The sequence below is a fragment of the Pedobacter jejuensis genome (assembly GCF_003725795.1).
GTDB classification, from domain to species: Bacteria; Bacteroidota; Bacteroidia; order Sphingobacteriales; family Sphingobacteriaceae; genus Pedobacter; species Pedobacter jejuensis.
Genome location: NZ_RBEE01000042.1, coordinates 62381 through 83109 on the forward strand (window position 1 = coordinate 62381; position 20729 = coordinate 83109).

Annotated in this window: 21 protein-coding genes; 14 read left to right on the forward strand and 7 right to left on the reverse strand. The window is 34.4% G+C overall.

Features of this window, described 5'->3' with window-relative positions:
* Positions 1 to 60 precede the first annotated feature (60 nt).
* The 10 genes from bcp (at position 61) to D7004_RS14945 (ending at position 8316) form a co-directional block, all read left to right on the forward strand.
* Positions 61 to 525 (forward strand): thioredoxin-dependent thiol peroxidase, encoded by a 465-nt coding sequence (gene bcp, locus D7004_RS14900; RefSeq protein WP_123206638.1) that lies wholly within the window; start codon positions 61 to 63, stop codon positions 523 to 525.
* 56 nt (positions 526 to 581) lie between these two features.
* On the forward strand, positions 582 to 1427 hold the full coding sequence (locus D7004_RS14905; protein WP_123206639.1) for a transketolase: 846 nt from the start codon (positions 582 to 584) through the stop codon (positions 1425 to 1427).
* A 72-nt stretch (positions 1428 to 1499) separates the two neighbouring features.
* Positions 1500 to 2456 carry a transketolase family protein gene (locus D7004_RS14910; protein ID WP_109931287.1) on the forward strand — a complete coding sequence of 319 codons (957 nt, stop codon included), beginning with the start codon at positions 1500 to 1502 and terminating at the stop codon, positions 2454 to 2456.
* Positions 2457 to 2540: 84 nt separating this feature from the next.
* Positions 2541 to 3101, forward strand: a complete 561-nt coding sequence (locus tag D7004_RS14915) for an RNA polymerase sigma factor (protein ID WP_123206640.1) — start codon at positions 2541 to 2543, stop codon at positions 3099 to 3101.
* Positions 3102 to 3134: 33 nt separating this feature from the next.
* The gene (locus tag D7004_RS14920) at positions 3135 to 3791 is read left to right on the forward strand and encodes a hypothetical protein (protein WP_123206641.1); all 657 of its coding nucleotides are present in this window, start codon (positions 3135 to 3137) and stop codon (positions 3789 to 3791) included.
* 12 nt (positions 3792 to 3803) lie between these two features.
* Positions 3804 to 4235 carry a hypothetical protein gene (locus tag D7004_RS14925; RefSeq protein ID WP_123206642.1) on the forward strand — a complete coding sequence of 144 codons (432 nt, stop codon included), beginning with the start codon at positions 3804 to 3806 and terminating at the stop codon, positions 4233 to 4235.
* 157 nt (positions 4236 to 4392) lie between these two features.
* A complete protein-coding gene (locus D7004_RS14930) occupies positions 4393 to 5583 on the forward strand; it encodes an aspartate aminotransferase family protein (RefSeq protein WP_167459511.1) in 1191 nt (396 codons plus the stop codon).
* A 60-nt stretch (positions 5584 to 5643) separates the two neighbouring features.
* Entirely contained in the window at positions 5644 to 6321 is a 678-nt protein-coding gene (locus D7004_RS14935) for a response regulator transcription factor (RefSeq protein ID WP_123206643.1), read from the forward strand.
* A gap of 98 nt (positions 6322 to 6419) precedes the next feature.
* Entirely contained in the window at positions 6420 to 7727 is a 1308-nt protein-coding gene (locus D7004_RS14940; protein WP_123206644.1) for a sensor histidine kinase, read from the forward strand.
* A 115-nt stretch (positions 7728 to 7842) separates the two neighbouring features.
* On the forward strand, positions 7843 to 8316 hold the full coding sequence (locus D7004_RS14945) for a hypothetical protein (RefSeq protein ID WP_148042816.1): 474 nt from the start codon (positions 7843 to 7845) through the stop codon (positions 8314 to 8316).
* Between the two features lie 171 nt (positions 8317 to 8487).
* Here the strand turns inward: D7004_RS14945 and D7004_RS14950 are convergent, their stop codons facing one another.
* The 3 genes from D7004_RS14950 to panB all read right to left on the reverse strand — a co-directional run bounded on the left by D7004_RS14950 (position 8488) and on the right by panB (position 10751).
* Positions 8488 to 8913: a hypothetical protein gene (locus D7004_RS14950; protein ID WP_123206646.1), complete on the reverse strand. Its 426-nt coding sequence runs from the start codon at positions 8911 to 8913 to the stop codon at positions 8488 to 8490.
* Positions 8914 to 9060: 147 nt separating this feature from the next.
* Positions 9061 to 9747 carry an RluA family pseudouridine synthase gene (locus D7004_RS14955; protein WP_123206647.1) on the reverse strand — a complete coding sequence of 229 codons (687 nt, stop codon included), beginning with the start codon at positions 9745 to 9747 and terminating at the stop codon, positions 9061 to 9063.
* A 188-nt stretch (positions 9748 to 9935) separates the two neighbouring features.
* On the reverse strand, positions 9936 to 10751 hold the full coding sequence (gene panB / locus D7004_RS14960; RefSeq protein WP_123206648.1) for a 3-methyl-2-oxobutanoate hydroxymethyltransferase: 816 nt from the start codon (positions 10749 to 10751) through the stop codon (positions 9936 to 9938).
* A gap of 365 nt (positions 10752 to 11116) precedes the next feature.
* Between panB and carA the strand changes: the two genes are divergently transcribed.
* The 3 genes from carA to D7004_RS14975 all read left to right on the forward strand — a co-directional run bounded on the left by carA (position 11117) and on the right by D7004_RS14975 (position 14450).
* Complete coding sequence (carA, locus tag D7004_RS14965) at positions 11117 to 12229, forward strand: glutamine-hydrolyzing carbamoyl-phosphate synthase small subunit (protein ID WP_123206649.1); 1113 nt, start codon at positions 11117 to 11119, stop codon at positions 12227 to 12229.
* 202 nt (positions 12230 to 12431) lie between these two features.
* Positions 12432 to 13196 carry an ABC transporter ATP-binding protein gene (locus D7004_RS14970; protein ID WP_123206650.1) on the forward strand — a complete coding sequence of 255 codons (765 nt, stop codon included), beginning with the start codon at positions 12432 to 12434 and terminating at the stop codon, positions 13194 to 13196.
* A 99-nt stretch (positions 13197 to 13295) separates the two neighbouring features.
* Complete coding sequence (locus D7004_RS14975) at positions 13296 to 14450, forward strand: ABC transporter permease (protein WP_244214351.1); 1155 nt, start codon at positions 13296 to 13298, stop codon at positions 14448 to 14450.
* 233 nt (positions 14451 to 14683) lie between these two features.
* On the opposite strand, the gene D7004_RS14980 is transcribed toward D7004_RS14975, so the two are convergent.
* The 4 genes from D7004_RS14980 to kbl all read right to left on the reverse strand — a co-directional run bounded on the left by D7004_RS14980 (position 14684) and on the right by kbl (position 18046).
* On the reverse strand, positions 14684 to 15259 hold the full coding sequence (locus D7004_RS14980; RefSeq protein WP_029274048.1) for a TetR/AcrR family transcriptional regulator: 576 nt from the start codon (positions 15257 to 15259) through the stop codon (positions 14684 to 14686).
* A complete protein-coding gene (locus D7004_RS14985) occupies positions 15259 to 15666 on the reverse strand; it encodes a Rieske (2Fe-2S) protein (protein ID WP_123206651.1) in 408 nt (135 codons plus the stop codon). The genes D7004_RS14980 and D7004_RS14985 overlap by 1 nt, the downstream gene beginning before the upstream one ends.
* Positions 15667 to 15668: 2 nt before the next feature.
* A complete protein-coding gene (pheS, locus tag D7004_RS14990; RefSeq protein WP_123206652.1) occupies positions 15669 to 16709 on the reverse strand; it encodes a phenylalanine--tRNA ligase subunit alpha in 1041 nt (346 codons plus the stop codon).
* Positions 16710 to 16858: 149 nt separating this feature from the next.
* Entirely contained in the window at positions 16859 to 18046 is a 1188-nt protein-coding gene (kbl, locus tag D7004_RS14995; protein WP_123206653.1) for a glycine C-acetyltransferase, read from the reverse strand.
* Between the two features lie 210 nt (positions 18047 to 18256).
* Here kbl and D7004_RS15000 point away from each other — a divergent pair, with 210 nt between their 5' ends.
* The gene (locus D7004_RS15000) at positions 18257 to 20704 is read left to right on the forward strand and encodes a DUF5686 and carboxypeptidase regulatory-like domain-containing protein (protein ID WP_123206654.1); all 2448 of its coding nucleotides are present in this window, start codon (positions 18257 to 18259) and stop codon (positions 20702 to 20704) included.
* Positions 20705 to 20729: the final 25 nt, after the last annotated feature.

Below are 20729 nucleotides of genomic sequence, written 5' to 3' on the forward strand. Positions count from 1 at the left end.
TAATCTGTTTACCTTTCAAAATCTATCCTATTACTCAATTCAAAAAATATCGTAAATAATATGGCAGAGTTAAAAGAAGGTGATGTTGCCCCATCAATCACCTCAAAAAATCAAAACGGGGAAACCGTTTCATTATCTGATTATAAAGGAAAAACTATAGTGCTTTATTTTTATCCTAAAGATGATACGCCAGGTTGTACTGCAGAGGCTTGTGATTTCAGAGATAACTATCAAGGCTTGCAAGATAAAGGCATTGTAGTTTTAGGTGTTAGTGTTGATGATGAAAAATCGCATCAAAAGTTTATAACCAAACACAATTTACCATTCACATTACTAGCAGATACCGACCAGAAAATTGTAAATGATTACGGCGTTTGGGCAGAAAAAAACATGTACGGTAAAAAATATATGGGGACTGTACGTGCTACATTTATTATAGATGGCGAAGGCAAAATTGCCCACATTATTAAAAAGGTTGATACTAAAAACTCAACTCAGCAAGTACTCGATTTAATCAATAACTAATTATGATATAGCAGCTAAAATATTAACTTTGCTATACAACAACAACTCTTATTTTAATGAAACATACAATAAAAGAATTAGAAGATATTGCTTCGCAGGTAAGACGCGATATCGTAAGAATGGTTCACGGATGCCAATCAGGTCATCCAGGAGGCTCATTAGGCTGTGCAGATTTTTTTACAGCACTATATTTCGAAGTTCTTAACTACAATAAAGATTTTAATATGGATGGCGTTGGTGAAGATTTGTTCTTCCTGTCTAACGGTCATATTTCTCCGGTTTGGTACAGCACTCTTGCTCACGCAGGCTTTTTCGATAAAAAGGAATTGGCTACTTTCCGTAAATTAGATTCGAGGTTACAAGGTCACCCGACTACCCACGAAGGTTTACCTGGTATTCGTATAGCTTCTGGTTCATTGGGTCAAGGTATGTCTGTAGCTATTGGCGCAGCGCTTACCAAAAGATTAAATGGTGATAAATCATACGTTTTTACTTTGCACGGCGATGGCGAATTGCAAGAAGGACAAAACTGGGAAGCAGCAATGTTTGCACCTTTTCATGAATTAGATACTTTAATTTGTACCGTAGATTATAACGGCCAGCAAATTGATGGTCCGACTAAAAAAGTACTTAATTTAGATAGCTTACAGGCTAAATTTGAAGCTTTTGGATGGCATGTAATTAATACCGATGGTAATGATATGCAAGCTATTGTTGAAGGTTTACACTATGCGAAAACTTTAACCGGAAAAGGGAAACCGATTTTGAATTTAATGAGTACTCAAATGGGTGCTGGTGTAGATTATATGATGGGTTCTCATAAATGGCATGGTACCGCTCCTAATGACGAGCAATTGGCCACCGCTTTAGCACAATTACCAGAAACATTAGGGGATTACTAAATCAGATTGGAGACTTTAAATTGGAGACTAATATCTCATACATAAAATCTCATATCTCATATCTAAAATACAATGAAAAAATACACATATACAGAAAAGAAAGATACACGTTCGGGATTTGGTGCTGGTTTACATGAAGCTGGTAAGAAAAACGAAAACGTTGTTGCTTTGTGTGCCGATTTAGTTGGTTCATTAAAGATGGATGCTTTTATTAAAGATTTTCCAGAACGATTTACACAGGTTGGTATAGCAGAAGCCAATATGATTGGTATTGCAGCTGGAATGACTATTGGTGGAAAAATCCCTTTTACAGGAACTTTTGCTAATTTTTCTACTGGTCGTGTTTACGATCAAATTCGCCAATCTGTGGCCTACTCAAACAAAAACGTTAAAATTTGTGCATCACATGCTGGCTTAACTTTAGGAGAAGATGGTGCAACGCATCAAATTTTAGAAGATATTGGTTTAATGAAAATGTTGCCTGGTATGGTTGTTATCAATCCATGTGACTATAATCAAACCAAAGCTGCAACATTAGCCATTGCAGAATACGAAGGTCCGGTTTATTTACGTTTTGGCCGTCCGGTTATTCCTGTATTTACAGATCCTGATCAAAAATTTGAAATTGGTAAAGCTTGGATGGTTAATGAAGGTACTGACGTAACGATCATCGCAACCGGTCACATGGTTTGGAAAGCCATTGAAGCTGGTGAAAAATTAGCTGAACTTGGTATTGATGCTGAAATCATTAATATCCATACCATAAAACCTTTGGATGATGAAGCTATTTTAAAGTCGGTTAAAAAAACAGGTTGTGTAGTTACTTGCGAAGAACACAATAAATTTGGTGGCTTAGGAGAAAGTGTAGCACGCTTATTAACTACAGAATTGCCAACTCCGCAAGAATTTGTTGCTACCAATGATACATTTGGCGAGAGTGGTACGCCAGATCAATTAATGTCTAAATACGGTTTAGATGCTGTTAATATTGTTGAAGCAGTTCAAAAAGTTATCGGTAGAAAAAAATAGATGTGAGTAATTAGATGTGAGATTTGATAAAATACATTTCTTCAAATCTCACATCTTTATCTCGTATCTCACATCTAATATACAATGAAACAAGTCGAAGATTCTGAAATTCTCGCCATGTTTGCTGTTGAGCAAACTCGAAATGAAGCTTTCAACTTGCTCCTTAAAAAATATCAGCAAAAAATTTATTGGCATATTCGTCGCCTTGTGCTTAACCACGATGATTGCGACGACTTAATTCAGGAAGTTTTTGTTAAGGTTTGGAAAAATCTCGATAAATTCCGCAGTGATTCTCAGCTCTACACCTGGATTTACCGTATAGCAACTAACGAATCTATTACTTTTTTAAACAAGCAAAAACAGAGAAACAACACGCCAATGGATGAAGTTTCTGCAGAACTTGCTGAAAATCTTGTTGCTTCATCTTATTTTAACGGAGATAAATTGGAGCTCAAACTTCAAAAAGCAATCTTGACATTGCCAGAAAAGCAGCGCATTATTTTCAATATGAAATATTTTGATGATATGAAATATGAGGAAATATCTCAAGTTTTGGGTACATCTGTTGGTGCATTAAAAGCCTCATTTCACATCGCCGCAAAAAAAATTGAAGCTTTTATTACAAATGATGAGATAGACTATTAAACCTTTTCGCATTAATTGTATCATATATCTGTGATGAATGAAAATTTAGAAAATAACGATTGGATGAATGAAGCGCCAACCCTTGCTGCAATGGGAAAACGCAATCCTTTTTCCGTTCCTGCCGGATATTTCGATAATTGTAAGCAAGATGTATTAAGCGAAGTGTTCTTGAATAGCTTAAAGCAAAATACAAACCAACATGTTTTTGAAGTTCCTCAAAATTATTTTGAAGAGCTTACAGAAATGATTGAAACCAGAATTGCAATTGAGCAATCGGCTCAGTTAAATAATAGTTTTGCTGTTCCTGAAAATTACTTTGAAACCTTACAAAGCAGAATTATTAACAAAATTGAAGCTGAACAACCTGTTAAAAAAGAGGCCAAAATTATTCCTTTGTGGAGAAGAGGTTTTGTTAAATACGCCAGTGCTGCATGTTTTTTACTCATTTCGTCATTCGGGGTTTATTTTTACCAAAACAATGAAACTGCCGATGTTGTAAGTGTACCACAAATGCAAAGTGCTGATTTAGCTAATGACCAAGTGCTTTATGATATTGATGAAACTACAATAATCGATCATCTTGAAGCTCAAAATATATCTAATACAAATACAACTTCTGCTTCAGATACAGAAGTGGAAAACTACATCCTGAATAATTATTCATCGAGTGATTTAGCTCAGGAATTATAAAATTAATACAACATGAAGAATTTATTTTTCGCCGTTTTATTGTTTCTTTTACCAACGATGCTTTGGGCACAACGACCTAAAGGAGAGGAAATTGAATCTCTTAAAATTGCTTTCTTTACTAAAAAATTAGAATTATCTCCAGATGAAGCGAAGGTTTTCTGGCCTATTTACAACAATATGCAAGAAGAACAAAATGCAATACGTAAAGAACGTTTTCAAAAAATGATCTCTTTTAGGAAGACAACAGAAATAGATAACCTTTCTGATGCGCAAATTCAAAGTTTAATTACCAGCGAATTTGATTTCAGGCAGCGTGATTTAAATATTGAAAAGAAATACTACAATAAATTTAAGGCAGTGTTGCCTATAAAAATAATTGGTAAATTTTACCGAGCTCAAGAGGCTTTTAAGCGAGAGCTGCTTAACCGATTTAAAGATAGATAGTACAAAAAAGTCTTGCAGCTAAAACGCAAGACTTTTTCATTTAAAGCAATTATTTTATCGACATGGATACAATTAATATAATGTACCTAACAATTAAGTCTCTAAAAAAATAATCTCTCAAAACAGCAATTCAACTTCATTTCCGTATTTTTGTTGCATGTTAACACAACGCCAGTTGTTTCTACAACACAATGCACAAACTTCCCCAGAACCTTTAATGCTCGAATTTGTAAGGGCAAAAGGTGTTTATATTTACGATTCATCAAATAAAAAACATTTAGATCTTATTGCAGGTATTGGGGTAAGTAATGTTGGCCATTGCCATCCAGATGTTGTAAAAGCCATACAAGAACAAGCTGAAACGTACATGCATTTAATGGTTTACGGCGAATACATACAAACACCTCAGGTAAATTTTGCAAAAGCCTTAGCGGAAATACTGCCCGATAGTCTAGGTTGTACCTACTTTTTAAATTCGGGAACAGAAGCTGTTGAAGGCGCTATGAAATTGGCCAAGCGTTATACGGGTAGAAAGGGATTTATTGCTTGTAAAAATGCCTATCATGGCAGTACACACGGAGCGGAAAGTTTGATGGAAAGTGATTTCTATTCCTCAGGTTATGGACCATTTCTTCCTCACGTTCAGTTTATTACACACAATAATGTTGCTGATTTAGATAAGATTACATCGGAAATTGCAGCAGTTTTTATCGAACCCATACAAGGTGAAGCGGGCATACGTGTTGCCGATTTATCTTACATGCAAGCATTAAGGGCAAAGTGTAATGAAACCGGAACGCTTCTTATTTTTGATGAAATACAATCGGGCTTTGGCCGTAGCGGTAAAATGTTTGCTTTTGAGCACTACAATATTGTTCCTGATGTTTTATTATTGGCAAAAGGAATTGGCGGTGGAATGCCAATTGGTGCATTTATCAGTTCGCTTGAAATTATGTCTGTGCTTTCGCATTCGCCTATTTTAGGGCACATGACAACCTTTGGCGGTCACCCAGTTTGCTGTGCTGCGGGTTTAGCTACCCTTAAAATACTTACGGAAAACTCAATTATTGATGAAGTAGAAGAAAAGGGGCAGCTTTTTAAACAACTTCTAAAACATCCTGCAATTAAAGAAATCCGTGGAAAAGGTTTAATGCTTGCCGTAGAGTTTGAAGATTTCGAAACCAATAAAAAAATTATCGATGCCTGTATTTTAGATGGTGTGCTAAGTGATTGGTTTTTACATTGCAGCAATTCTATGCGTATTGCTCCACCGCTAATTATATCTAAAGCAGAAATTGAAGATGCTTGCCAAATCATCCTTAAAAATATTAACTTAGTTACGGGATAAGAGAACGAAGAATAAAGAGAAACATTGATTCATCTTGATACTATAATACTTGATACTAAAATGAACGTACTAATTGTTGAAGATGAAAAAAGTCTTGCTTTAGAAATGGACGAATTCCTGAGCAATGAAGGTTTTATAATAGAACATGCCTGGAAAAAATCATCGGCTGAAGAAAAAATTTTCGTTAACAATTATGATTTTATATTACTGGACTTAGGCTTGCCGGATGGTGATGGTTTTGAAGTTTTGAAACAACTCAAAGCCATGAAAGATCGGGATGATGCCGTCATCATTTTAACTGCAAGAAGTGCGGTTGACGACCGCATTAAGGGTTTAGATGAAGGCGCAGATGATTACCTTCCAAAGCCGTTTTCTTTGAACGAACTTTTGGCTCGCATGCATGCCATCATCCGCAGGAAACATAAGTTAGAGAAAAACGAAGTCAATATTCACGGTTTTCTTTTGAATATTCAAAACAGAACAGTCTCTTTTAATGATGAAAGGTTAAATCTGACTAAAAAAGAATTTGAGATTTTTAATTATCTGGTATTGAATAAAAATCGGGTTGTATCCAGAATGAGTTTAACTGAACACGTTTGGGGCGATATTTTAGAAGTTAACTCAGATTCTAATTTTGTTGATGTTCATGTTAAAAACCTCCGAAAAAAATTGGCAGCAGTAAGCCCAACTGATTGGTTTGAAACCGTAAGAAGCATTGGTTATAGAATTAATTGTTAAAAAATTATCCGTTGGAAATTTATTTGCAGGGAAACATCCATCTTATATTCATTGCCAGAACCAATGAACAATTGACCAATGAACTGATAAACAATTGAATGAAATTACAAGTCAAGTTTTCATTATATAATGCCGTGACTAAAATTGCTATCATTTTAGTTTTGGGTGCTATTATATTGTTTTCGCTTGATAAAATAGCTTATAATCAATTAGATAATCGTTTAATAAAGAAAAAAGGAAAAATCATTAAAAACCTTAATGATGCTGAAATTGACAGCTTACTAAGTAATGAACAAAGCTTTACAGATTACAATATACTCAAAGAAGAGTTTATTATTTTAACAGATATTCCTGATAATGAAGTAGATTCAACAGCGAAAATCATAACCGAAAAACGTGAAATTGAAGGAGATGTCGAGTTTTATCGAATTTTAAATTACAAGTTCTTATATCATACAAATTGGTATAAATTAGAATTGGGCGAAAGCATGACGGCTTTACAGTCTATAAAAAACTCAATCAGGTTTTATATGCTGGTAGTATTAGTAGGTTCGTTGGTAATTACACTTCTTACCGATTTTGCCTTTACAAACTTTCTACTCAAACCCTTTTATTTAATCATTGATAAAAAAATCAATAAAGTTGACGACCCAACTCATTTTAACTATCAAAACATACATACAACAACAGATGATTTTAAAATTTTAGATAATAGCATTAATTCTTTGATGCGAAAAATCAATAATCTCTTTGCTCTGGAAAAGCAATTTATCGCAAATGTTTCTCATGAGTTGCTTACTCCTATTTCAATATTGAGTACACGCCTTGAAAATATGATGAATACGCCAGGTATTCCGGTAGGGCATGAAAACAAAATCTTCGCTTCTTTAAAAACGCTTAATCGTTTAAAAGTCATTATTAATAGTTTGCTGCTAATTTCAAAAGTTGAGAACAACCAATATTTAAAAACAGAGCAAATAAATATCAAACAGGAACTTGATGATATTTATGAAGACCTGGAAGATAGAATTCTAGATAAAAACTTACATTATCAAATCAACTTAAAAAACGATTTTTATTTAACAGGCAATAAAGCACTCATACACACACTGTTGGTTAACATCTTAAATAATGCTATTAAATACAATTCAGTTGGCGGTACGATAAGTGTTGGTGGTGAAATAAAACATCAGCAATACTATCTTACAATAACAGATACGGGAAAGGGAATGAGTAAAGAACTTGTAGAAGAAGCTTTCGATAGATTTAAAAGAGGTAATACCGAAGAAAACGGTTTTGGATTGGGTTTAGCAATTGTACAAAGCATCGCAAAATTCCATAAAATTGAGATAGAAATACATTCTATTGAGCAGAAAGGAACCAGTGTTACCCTAATATTTTTATAAATACATTACCTTATTTTTATAATCATAAATAATACTTTAAATTGTTCAAAACAGTTGAAGAATCACTAATTTTATTCCAACTACATTACAATAATCAGAATTAATCCCTATTATAATGAATAAATTATTATCAATTTTTGCAATAGTTATCAGTGTTTTAATTGCGTCTTGCCAAAGTGATAGCAAGAAAAATACAACAGTTGATTCCTCTATCATGAGCAATCAGCAAGCACCTTATAAAAGCCCTGATGAATGCTTTATTTATACTAACAACAGAGATACCGCAACACTTTTGATGTATGGTTCTGCCGACAAAATTTTAGGAGAATTGAGATACAATTTCTATGAAAAAGATAAAAATAGTGGTGTTATTTATGGGTTTTTAAAAGGAGATACAATTACTGTTGATTATAAATTTCAATCTGAAGGTGTTTATTCTCACCGTGAAATTGTTTGGGTAAGACAAGGAGATAAGCTTTTGGAAGGTAATGGGGAAGTTTATCAGGATAACGGAAATGTTAAATTCAAAAACAAAAGAAAATTGACATTTGGAAATGGCGTTGTTTTTACAAAGATAAAATGTAAGTAAAACAAGGCTCGATAGGCTTTATGCAACAAAAATTCTTAAAATATAAATGAATTCGGTTCTGAGTTTCTGCGATTCTGTGGCAACAAAACCTCAGTGGAATTATAACTTAAGAGTAGCGAAAGAAATATTTGTCACGTCGTAATTCTATTTTAAAATAGGTAGTGGCTCAATTCATTTAATTGCTTCTTGAGCAATATGAGTCCATTCTTTGTTCAGCCTGAACACATAATCAGAATATTTTTTGATTTCGTCTGGCTTTAACTTTTCCGACCAAATGGTTGCACCTTTTACCCAGTGCAAATATTTTGCGCTTAAAGATTTTAATGCAGCGGTATCCTTAGTTTTTAATACTTCAAGATATTTGTTTTTTAAATCAATGTATTCTGATAAACCTTGATTTACTTCATCGCTCGAAAAACTTGGCGCATCTGTAAGTGGTATAATTTTGATTATTGGGTTAAGCAATTTGGCAGAAGTATCATTTTCTGAGAATTGTGATTTTGAAACCTTTGCCTTCGAATTTGTTTCCCTATTGCAATTAAATAATGTTGTAGCACAGAATCCTATCGCAGCAATAGATATCATTATACTTTTCATAACACATTTGATAAGTTTATAACATATATTTAAAACTGTACCAAAAGAAAAATTAGCGCAAATAGCAATTATTCAGCATAGGAAGGTTATAAATGAGCAAAGATTTTCCCAAATTGGGGTTATTGTAAATCCCCAAAAATTAACTTTTTATAAGTTTTCAAATCGTTCCCAAAAACCATCTACAGGTAGTTTGGCAAAGATATTTACAGGTTCTTTTTTAACTGGATGTAAAAACTGTAATCTTCGGGCGTGCAAGCAAATGCTTCCCTTTCTACTTCCTCTTGGGTAACCGTATTTGTTATCACCTACAATCGGGCAGCCCATAGAAGATAATTGCACTCGGATTTGATGCGAACGCCCTGTAAGTGGATTTACTTCTATTAAGTAATATTCGCCAACTTGTGCAACTAAACGGTAACTTAACTCTGCCCTTTGACTACCGGCAACTTCTGTTTTATAATAAGTTACAACGTTTTTTTGAGGATTTTTTACCAACCAATGCACCAATGTATCGGCTTCTACTGCAGGCCTATTTTTTACAACCGCCCAATATGTTTTCTTAACCTCACGATTTTTAAAAACCGCATTCATGCGTTCTAATGCTTTGCTGGTTTTAGCGAAAAGTATAACTCCGCTAACTGGTCTATCTAACCGATGCACTACACCCAAAAAAGCACCATTTGGCTTATCATATTTTTTTGCAATATACTTTTTTACCTGTTCATCCAGTGGCTCATCACCAGTTTCATCTACCTGCACAATATCACCTGCCCTTTTGTTTATGGCTATCAGATGGTTATCTTCAAATAATATGTCTTTATCAGTAATTGGCAAGGGAATTTTGGGTTATGGTTTATGAGTTATAAATTACAAGTTGTAGGTTACAGATTACGAGATATCATTATAAAAGGTTGTTAATAATATACTATATGCAGAAGTTGATATTTAATTTTTATTTGTGATTTCTGGCGCTTTAACTCGTAACTGGCAACCCGAAACCGACAACCTAATTACTCACAACACTAATACTGTTCCTTATCATTTGGAAAATCATTTGCCTTAACATCCCTGATGTAAGATTGTGCAGCTCCAAGAATTTCGTCGTACAAATTAATATATTGACGTAAAAAGCGGGGTTTAAAACCCTTTGTTAAACCAATCATATCGTTAACAACCAAAACCTGCCCATCGCAATCTGGTCCGGCGCCAATACCAATTGTTGGTATTTGAATACTTTCTGAGACTTCTTTACCCAAAGCAGCAGGTATTTTTTCTAAAACGATTCCAAAGCAACCAGCATTTTGCAATGCTAATGCATCAGATTTTAATTTATTTGCTTCTTCTTCTTCTTTTGCACGAACAGTATAAGTACCAAATTTATAAATAGATTGAGGTGTTAAACCTAAATGTCCCATCACCGGAATGCCTGCAGTGATAATGCGATGCACTGATTCGATAATTTCCTCTCCACCTTCTAACTTTACGCCATGAGCACCAGATTCTTTCATGATTCGAATGGCAGAATTTAGTGCTTCTTTTGAATTTCCCTGATAAGAACCAAACGGTAAATCGACCACTACAAAAGCCCTTTTTACAGCTCTTATTACTGATGAGGCATGGTAAATCATTTGATCTAGCGTGATGGGCAAAGTTGTTTCATGTCCCGCCATAACATTCGAAGCAGAATCACCAACCAGTAAAACGTCTAACCCGGCATCATCCAAAATGGTTGCCATCGAATAATCGTAAGCTGTTAACATAGATATTTTTTCTCCACGCTGCTTCATTTCTTGCAGAATGTGAGTGGTTATCCGTTTAATTTCTTTGTGTACCGACATGGTTTTGGTTTTGATGCTCCAAAAGTATTGTTTTTTATTTAAAAATTAAGCCGAAAGGATATCGCTCAAAAATCTAAGAGAAAAGAAAGATTTAAAATTAAGTAAATGATTACGAATTGATTTAAAGTGCAAATTTCAACGCATCATTTTTAATGTATCGTTATAGATAATGATCTTAGACATTTAAATTCCTTCAATACCAATTTCAAATTTTTCTTTACATTTCCAATCATAAATCCTATCTTCGTACCCCGAAATGGAAGGGATTTATTCATCTTTTTTTGCAGTCAGCAAAAACGGCATTATTGCCGAAAACCATCCATTTTTCAACTCTTTTTTAAATCAAAATCCATATTGTAATTACCATGACTAACTACACCAAGTTACCTGCGATTTTATTACTGGCCGACGGCACAGTTTTTTACGGTAAAGCTGCCGGAAAAATTGGCACCACAACCGGCGAAATTTGTTTTAATACGGGGATGACAGGTTACCAGGAAATTTTTACAGACCCAAGTTATTTCGGACAAATAATGGTTACCACCAATTCTCACATCGGTAATTATGGTATTAAAAACGACGAAATAGAATCTGATTCGATAAAAATTGCTGGTTTGGTTTGCAAAAACTATAATATTGTTTATAGCCGTAAACAAGCTTCAGAATCTATCCAGGATTACTTTCAAAATGATAATCTGGTAGCCATTTCTGATATTGACACACGAGCTTTGGTTCGCCATATCAGAGATAAAGGCGCAATGAATGCTATTATTTCATCAGAAATTACCGATTTAGAAGAGTTAAAGCAAAAACTAGCAGAAGTTCCATCAATGGAAGGTTTGGAACTTTCATCTAAAGTTAGTACAACAGAACCTTATTTTTATGGTAACCCTGATGCTAGTTTGAAAGTTGCTGCACTAGATTTAGGCATCAAGAAAAACATTTTACGCAGTTTCGAAAATCGTGATATTTACGTACAAGTTTTCCCGGCAAAAACAAAATTTGCAGAGATGGAAAAATTTAACCCGGATGGTTACTTTATCTCAAACGGTCCTGGCGACCCATCTGTAATGCCTTATGCGGTTGAAACCATAAAAGAAATTTTAGCTAAAGATAAACCGCTGTTTGGCATTTGTTTAGGTCACCAACTGTTAGCAGAAGCCAATGATATTGGAACCATGAAAATGTTTAACGGTCACCGAGGATTAAACCATCCTGTTAAAAACATCATCAAAAACCATTGTGAAGTTACTTCTCAAAATCACGGTTTTGGTGTAATTCCTGATGAGGTTAGAAGTTCTGATAAAGTAGAAATCACACATGTAAATTTAAATGATAAATCTATTGAAGGGATTCGTGTAAAAGGCAAAAAGGCATTTTCGGTACAGTATCACCCAGAATCTTCTCCTGGTCCGCATGATTCTCGTTACTTATTCGATGATTTTGTTGATGTTATGAAAGGCGAATTGGTTTGGTAGATTTTTGGCTTACAAGTTTTGAGCTCGGAGATTAAAAATTAAACTTATTCATTACACCAAATAAAATTAAAAATGCGAATCTAAACGATTCGCATTTTTAATTATGTAGCATTTCGTAATCTAAAACTTGCTCTTTCTAATTATTTTTCGGTTTTTAAAAAAATTTATATTCATTTCATTTAAAGCTTCTTACATTCGTATCATGGAAACAAAAAAAGCCATTATTAGCGTCAAAAATTTGGTAAAAAAGTACGATGATTTTGTAGCAGTACAAGATTTAAGTTTTGATGTTTATGAAAATGAGATCTTTGGCTTACTTGGCCCAAATGGTGCAGGTAAAACAACAACTTTAGAAATCATTGAAACCCTTAGAGCAAAAACCTCAGGTGAGATTATTGTGGATGGTTTTTCGGTTGATAAGCATGCTCATGAAATTAAGCAGATCATCGGTGTTCAGTTGCAAGCAGCCGGCTACTATCCGAATTTAAATCTAATAGAACTTATTGAACTTTTTGCAGGATTGTATGGCGCTAATATAAAGCCAATGGAAATGCTCGAAAAAGTTAATCTTCAAGATAAAGCTAAGGCGAAATACAAAGCACTTTCCGGCGGACAAAAACAACGTTTCTCAATAGCAACAACATTAATTAATCAACCCAAAATTATATTTCTTGATGAACCAACTACCGGTTTAGACCCACAAGCAAGACGCAATTTATGGGATTTAATTACTGAAATTAGGAGTAATGGTACAACGGTAGTTATTACAACGCATTATATGGATGAAGCTGAGCAGCTTTGCGATAGAGTTGCTTTTGTAGAACGCGGACAAATTATCGCTTTAGATACTCCTGATAACCTAATAGATAAATTGGTTAGCTCTGGTTTCGAGCGTAAAAAAGAAGTTAAAAAGGCCAATTTGGAAGATGTTTTTATAAACCTTACAGGCAAAGAGTGGCGAGAGTAGAATCCCTTAATTCTAAGGAGGGAATTAAAAATTTAGTAGCAATAACGAGTAGATATTTAAGTTTTAGATAGCCGATAAATTAAACAAGATTCATATAAGATGAACGATAATAATATAAACGCTCAAGCAGATCGTGAGGAATTAAATAGTGGAATGAAAACAGAAACTACAAACAGAGGTGGAGCTTACAGCAATACAAAGGCAACATTAGCACTTGCCAAAGCCAGCTTTCGTTCTATCATAAGAAGTCCTTCTGCTGTTGTTTTCACACTAGCATTTCCACTTATATTTATTTTAGTTTTCGGATTTTTAGGTGGCGGTGGCACGCACATAGATGTAGGGATCTCACCAGGACCAGACCTCAAAAATCCGGTTGTTGGTATGCTTGAGAAAACCGGGATGATAAGACTGGTTAAAGATAAATCGAAAGAGGATTTCGCCAAACTTCTTGAAAAAGGGAATGTAGATGCAATGATCGATGTACACAGAAAAGTTAATTCGGTTGCTTATTCTGTTAACGTGGTTTACACATCTGCCTCTATGGATAAAGGAAATATCCTAAAATCTGTTTTAAACAATCTTTTTTATGATAAAAATCTGAAACCATCAATTGCTGAAATTAAAGAAAGTACAGTTCATGGTCGCGAATATAAAACCATAGATTTTATATTACCTGGTCAGTTAGGGTTTTCTCTATTAAGCACAGGTGTGTTTGGAACTGCATTTGTGTTTTTAAGTTTACGCCAAACTTTGGTTATAAAACGCTTTTTTGCTACACCGGTAAAACGATCGAGCATTGTAATTGGAGAAGGAATCGCCCGAATTGGATTCGCATTAATTGGTGCACTGTTTATTATAGTTTTAGGTAACCTGTTTTTTGGTTTTACGCTAGTTCATGGAGCGATAACAGTCGTCAATATGCTTGTTTTAGCTACTTTAGGTGTAATCGTATTTATGGGTTTTGGCTTTATTATTTCAGGTATTGCGAAAAACGAAAGTATGGTACCACCAATATCAAATATTGTAACACTACCTCAGTTTTTGCTATCAGGCACATTTTTTTCGATAGAAGCATTTCCCAAATGGTTGCAACCCATCAGCAGGGCTTTACCCCTAACTTACCTAAACGATGCAATGCGTAAAGTAGCTTTTGAAGGGGTTGGATTGTGGGATGTAAAATTCCAAATTATGATATTATTTATCTGGGGCATTGGAATTTATGCTGTTGCAGTAAAGGTGTTTAAATGGGAATAACTTAAAAAAACGATTAAAATAATTGAAGCTAAACTTTTAGAACTATAAACTTGAGTTCGATTATTAATGTTCCTTCGCATTAATAAGTAAGCTGCCTTTTTTTAGTTAACGTCACCCTGAATTCATTTCAGGGTCTTTGTTGCGGGAAAGATGCTGAAATAAATTCAGCAAGATGTGTACTACTAGCAATAACGTTGATAAACAGCTTATTAAGTTTAAGAAAAAAACTCAGGTTATAAGGCAGCCTTTACTAAAAATGGCAATATTTCTTTCTGAAAACTCACAAAGTTTTTACGAACATCAGAATCGCTTACCGATGTAAATGCGAACGAAAACACGATACTTTTACTCGCCTTCAATAAAAATGCTAGTCCTTCTCTCCTCGCGGGATTATTTTTAAAATTGTCCAATTGTAAATAGGCAGCTAATAATAAAGCCTCTAACTGATCAGAAAGGTGCTTCAGAAACTCTTGCGAATTTGCATTTTCCCGCACAAAATCCCAACCAATAAATTCGTTGCAAGCCGTAAAAGAAAGTCGGCTGGTTTTCATAACCAAAGCTTTCAAATGTTCTTCTTCTGAAGCATAGCTTAATTTATTATGCAATATCTCGTGTAAATTCTGGTCTAGATAATCCATTAAAATACTATCTAAAACCTGTTCTTTACTTTCGAAGTACTTATAAATTGTAGCTTTTGCGATACGAGCCTTTTTAGCAATTTCGTTTACACTTGTTTTGTGATATCCGTACTTTCTAAAAAGTTCTTTCGCTGCTTTTTTTACAGTCTCTTTAATTTTTTCGGCTTCCATTAATTAGTTACTTTTATAAGGTTGTTGCCTTGTAAAGAGATGGTGTAACTCTTAAGACTTTTTTCGGCAGGCGCTTTTTGCGGACTACCATCAAATAGAGAAAATTTAGCACCTGAACAGGGATCAGTTGCCGTAAGTCCGCTATCATCGGGAACAATTTTGCACAATTTTTCGGGGTTTACCGTACTGCATCTATCAAAAGCTACATATCCACCCAATGGAGTTTTAACAATTATTAAACCAGCAACACCATTGTTAGGCACTAAAAGCACATTGTTTACTGCTTTTATGCTGAACTCGGTTACTGTTACGCCATAATTAACTGCCACTTCAGGAATATAGTTTTCTTCCTTTCCGCAACCAGAAATTATAACGAATAAAAATAATATGCTAAAAATCCGTTTCATTACTATATCAAGGCAGATTTATATTGCTTTAAAAAACGCACATCGTTTTCAGAAAACAGGCGCAAATCTTTAATTACATATTTTAAGTTTGCAATACGCTCAATACCCATTCCGAAAGCAAAACCACTATATTTTTTCGAGTCTATACCACAATTTTCTAGTACGTTTGGATCTACCATTCCACATCCTAAAATTTCTACCCAACCGCTGTATTTACAAAGCTGGCAACCAGCACCGTTACAAATGGTACAAGAAATATCCATTTCTGCAGATGGCTCAGTAAACGGAAAATAAGAAGGGCGGAAACGAACCTTTGTGCCTTCGCCGTAAAGCTCTTGCACAAAGTAAAACAAGGTTTGCTTTAAATCTGCAAATGAAACGTTTTCATCTACATATAAGCCTTCTATTTGATGGAAAAAGCAATGTGCTCTTGCCGAAATTGCTTCGTTACGATACACACGACCGGGCATAATGGCTCTGAAAGGCGGTTGACCTTGCTCCATCATGCGCACCTGAACAGATGATGTATGTGTTCGCAAGGCGATGTCTCCCTTTTCGCCACCCTTTTTTATAAAGAAAGTATCTTGCATATCTCTAGCAGGATGCTCTTCTGGGAAGTTTAAAGCAGAGAAATTATGCCAGTCATCTTCAATTTCTGGTCCTTCTGCTACGGTAAAACCAAGCTTAGCAAAAATCTCAACAATTTCGCGACGAACCAAAGCCAAAGGGTGACGTGAGCCAATTTCAAAACCTTCACCCGGCAGAGTTAAATCTTGCTGATTATCAACACTTTCAGATTGATTTGCCTCTGCAGCTTCTTTTAAAGTTTGATATTTTGATTCGGCAAGTTGCTTAAACTCGTTTAAAACTTTACCCAACGATTTTTTTTCTTCGATTGATACCGACTTAAAATCTTCAAAAATTTCTTTAATTACGCCTTTGCTGCCTAAATATTTTATACGAAACTGTTCTAATTCATCTGCTTTTTCAGTTACAAAAGCATTTATTTTTTCAGTGTATTGTGTAATCTTATCTTGTAACATGGCATCAAATATACAGCAAATTTTCGTAAAACTTTATAGGGCGTCGGTTCAAAACATCTGTTTACTGTATCGTTACAAAAGAAAATGAACCCAAAACAAAAAAAGCTGCAATAATTGCAGCTTTAAAAATTTCTTAGCGTTTTTAGGAATTAAATTACGCCCAATTCTTTACCAACTTTAGTAAATGCAGCTATTGCTTTATCTAAATGATGTTGCTCATGTGCAGCTGATAATTGTACCCGAATCCGAGCTTTGCCTTGAGGAACAACTGGATAGAAAAAACCAATTACATAAATTCCTTCTTCAAGCATTTTGGCAGCAAAAGTTTGTGCAATTTTTGCATCGTAAAGCATAACTGGTACAATAGGATGAAAACCAGGTTTAATATCAAAACCTGCATCAGTCATTTTTTCGCGGAAATATTTCGTGTTGCTTTCCAATTTATCACGTAATGATGTAGTTTCACTCAACATATCTAAGACCGCAATAGACGCACCAGCAATTGCCGGAGCAAGAGTATTGGAGAATAAATACGGGCGAGAACGCTGACGTAACATATCAATAATTTCTTTTTTGCCCGATGTAAAACCACCAGATGCTCCACCTAATGCTTTGCCTAAAGTACCGGTGATGATGTCAACGCGATCCATCACATTAAAATGTTCATGCGTTCCACGACCTGTTTTGCCAATAAAACCAGAACAGTGCGATTCATCAATCATAATTAATGCTTCATATTTATCTGCTAAATCAGCAATTTTATCTAAAGGTGCAACCGAACCATCCATAGAAAAAGCACCATCGGTTACAATAATTCTATGTCTGCAACCAGCAGCGGCAATTAACTGCTTTTCTAAATCTTCCATGTCAGCATTTTTATAACGAAAACGCTGTGCTTTACATAAACGAACACCATCAATAATTGACGCATGGTTCAATTCATCAGATATTATTGCATCCTCTGCATTAAACAATGGTTCAAAAACACCACCATTTGCATCAAAAGCCGCAGCATATAAAATCGTATCTTCTGTACCTAAAAACTTAGAAATTTTTGCTTCCAATTCTTTATGAACATCTTGCGTACCACAGATAAAACGAACAGACGACATGCCGTATCCATGCTCGTCTATGGCATTTTTTGCAGCCTCAATTACCTTTGGGTGAGATGAAAGACCTAAATAATTATTAGCACAAAAATTAACCACTTCTGCACCGCCTTTAACTTTTATATCTGCACCTTGTGGGGTAACTATAATACGTTCGCGTTTAAATAATCCTGCTTTTTCGATTTCTTCAAGTTCTTTTTGAAGAACAGGCTGTAATGTTTTATACATGGCTTTTTACCTATTGATTGATACTCCAAAGTTATAAAAAAGCCCGAATTTATAGAATCATTTCAACTCAGATCTTTAAAACATGTAACTTAAAATTAATATTATTGCAAAAAAAACATCGAATTATTACGGATTAACAAACTTTAACACCTAGCTATATGTATTGTGTAAAAACTTATTCGATATTTATAGCTTAACTGATTTATACCTATGACAAAAATCTGCGCACTCCTATTCTTTTGCTGTATTGCAAATGTTGCTTTTTCGCAACAATTTTCAGTTTCAGGCACTATAAAAGATACTAGCGGGCAACCTGTTCCTTTTGCATCAGTTTACTTAAAAAATACAACACTTGGTACCTCAGCTAATATTGACGGGAAATATGAGATTAAGCTAAATTCTGGTCAGCAGACCTTAAATTTTAGAGCCGTTGGATATAAGCAGCAAGATAATATTGTTAACGTTATAGCGCCAATAACACTAAATATTACCTTAACATCAGAAAGCTATACGCTTGATAACGTAACAATTAAGGCTAATGCAGAAGACCCAGCTTATGCAATTATTCGCAAAGCGATTAAGTTGCGGAAAACCCATTTGGAAGAAGTAAAATCTTTTACGTGTGATGTATATATAAAAGGCGTACAGCGCCTGGTAACTGCACCAAAAAAGTTTATGGGGCAGGATATTAGAAAAGTGATGGAGCTGGATACCAACAGACAAGGCATTATTTATTTATCCGAATCACAAAGCAAATTTAGCTTCAGAAGACCAAATGATGTACATGAGGAAATGATATCGTCAAAAGTAGCAGGCCGAAATAATGCGTTTAGTTTTAATAAAGCTTCTGATTTAATCATAAACTTTTACGACAACTATTTACTAGAAAATACTTTAAGTGCCCGTGGTTTTATTTCTCCAATTGCAGATAATGCACTATTTTATTATAAGTACAAATATTTAGGAGAAACAAAAGAAAATGGAGAAACGGTAAATAAAATAGAAGTCATTCCACGTAGACCAAATGACCCTGTTTTTAGAGGGATAATTTATATTTTGGATGACAGCTGGAGAATTTACAATACCGATTTATTCCTGACCAAAAGCTCAGGAATAAACTTTATTGACACTTTATCTATAAACCAAGGTTTTACAAAAGTTAAAAACGTTTATATGCCTACAAACATCAATTTTCAATTTAATGGAAATGTTTTGGGGTTTAAGTTTGCTGGATACTATGTTGGTGTATATAGTAATTATGATATTTCGCCAATCTTTCCGAAAAACTTCTTTAATGGTGAAATTTTAAAAATTACTAAACTGGTTAATAAAAAAGATTCGATTTACTGGAACAACAATCGCCCGATTCCATTAACAGCCGATGAAAAAATTAACTACGTAGTTAAAGATAGCATTGCGAAACGAAAGGAATCAAAAACCTACCTCGATTCACTAGAAAAAGAGAATAACAAATTCGGAATTGGTAAGCTATTATTAAGGGGATACAGTAAAAACGATAGATATGATAGTGTTTACATTTCATTCGACCCTGTTTTAAGGGCTTTAATGTACAACACTGTTGAAGGTTTTGCAATTAAATATGGTGTAACCTATCGTAAAGTATTTGGCGATAGGCGATTTTATAGCATCAGACCAGAATTGAGGTACGGATTTGCCAATCAAAAATTAACAGGAAGTTTAATGGGAACATATTTTTACGACCCATTAAAAAGAGCAAGCGTTGGTGTATCGTTTGGAAACGGGATTTTCGACTTGAACAATTTAGCTTCAATGACACTGTTAGGAAACACCATTAACTCATTACTTTACGAGAAAAACTTTATTAAATTTTATGAAAAGAGTTTTGTAAATATTAATACAACCAGAGAGTTAGCTACAGGCTTACAGGGTTCGATAAGTGTAGATTATGCAAGAAACCATACATTAACCAATAATTCTAATTTTAAGTTTTTTGATAATAAGGATAGAGAATTTACCTCAAACAATCCATTTACGCCAACAACTGAGACACCACTTTTCCCAACATATACTTCTGTTAGTGCATCGGCAAGTTTAACTTACACCATTGGTCAGAAATACATTACACGCCCTGATGGTAAATTTTACACTGAATCTCGTTTTCCAAGAATTACGGTGCTGTATAAAAAAGGCTTTAATGGGCTTTTAAATAGTGATGTCGACTATGATTTTGTGAAAGCAGAAGTTTATCAGGATAGAATTGGTTTAGGTTTATGGGGCTATACATCATTTTTAGTTGGTGCAGGAAAGTTCTTAAATAACAGTAAGATTTATTACCCTGAATACAAACATTTTGCCGGTAATATTTCTACCATCTTCCCTCCTAATTTAAGAAAGTTTCAATACTTAGAATTTTATCAGTTCAGTACCAATCAACAATATTTTGAGGCACATTTAGAGCACAATTTTGCAGGTTTCTTTTTAAACAAAGTTCCATTATTAAGAAAAGCAAAACTTGAAGAATTTATTGGAGGAGGCTATTTATCATCACCAGAAAAAAGAAATTATAAAGAGTTTTACTTTGGTTTGCAACGCTTAGTTTTAAGGGTTAGCTATGGTTTTGCTTATGATGCTGCTAAAAAAATTAACCAAGGATTTAGAATTAGTTACACGTTTTAGGGAGAGGCTGAGATCGAGATTGAGG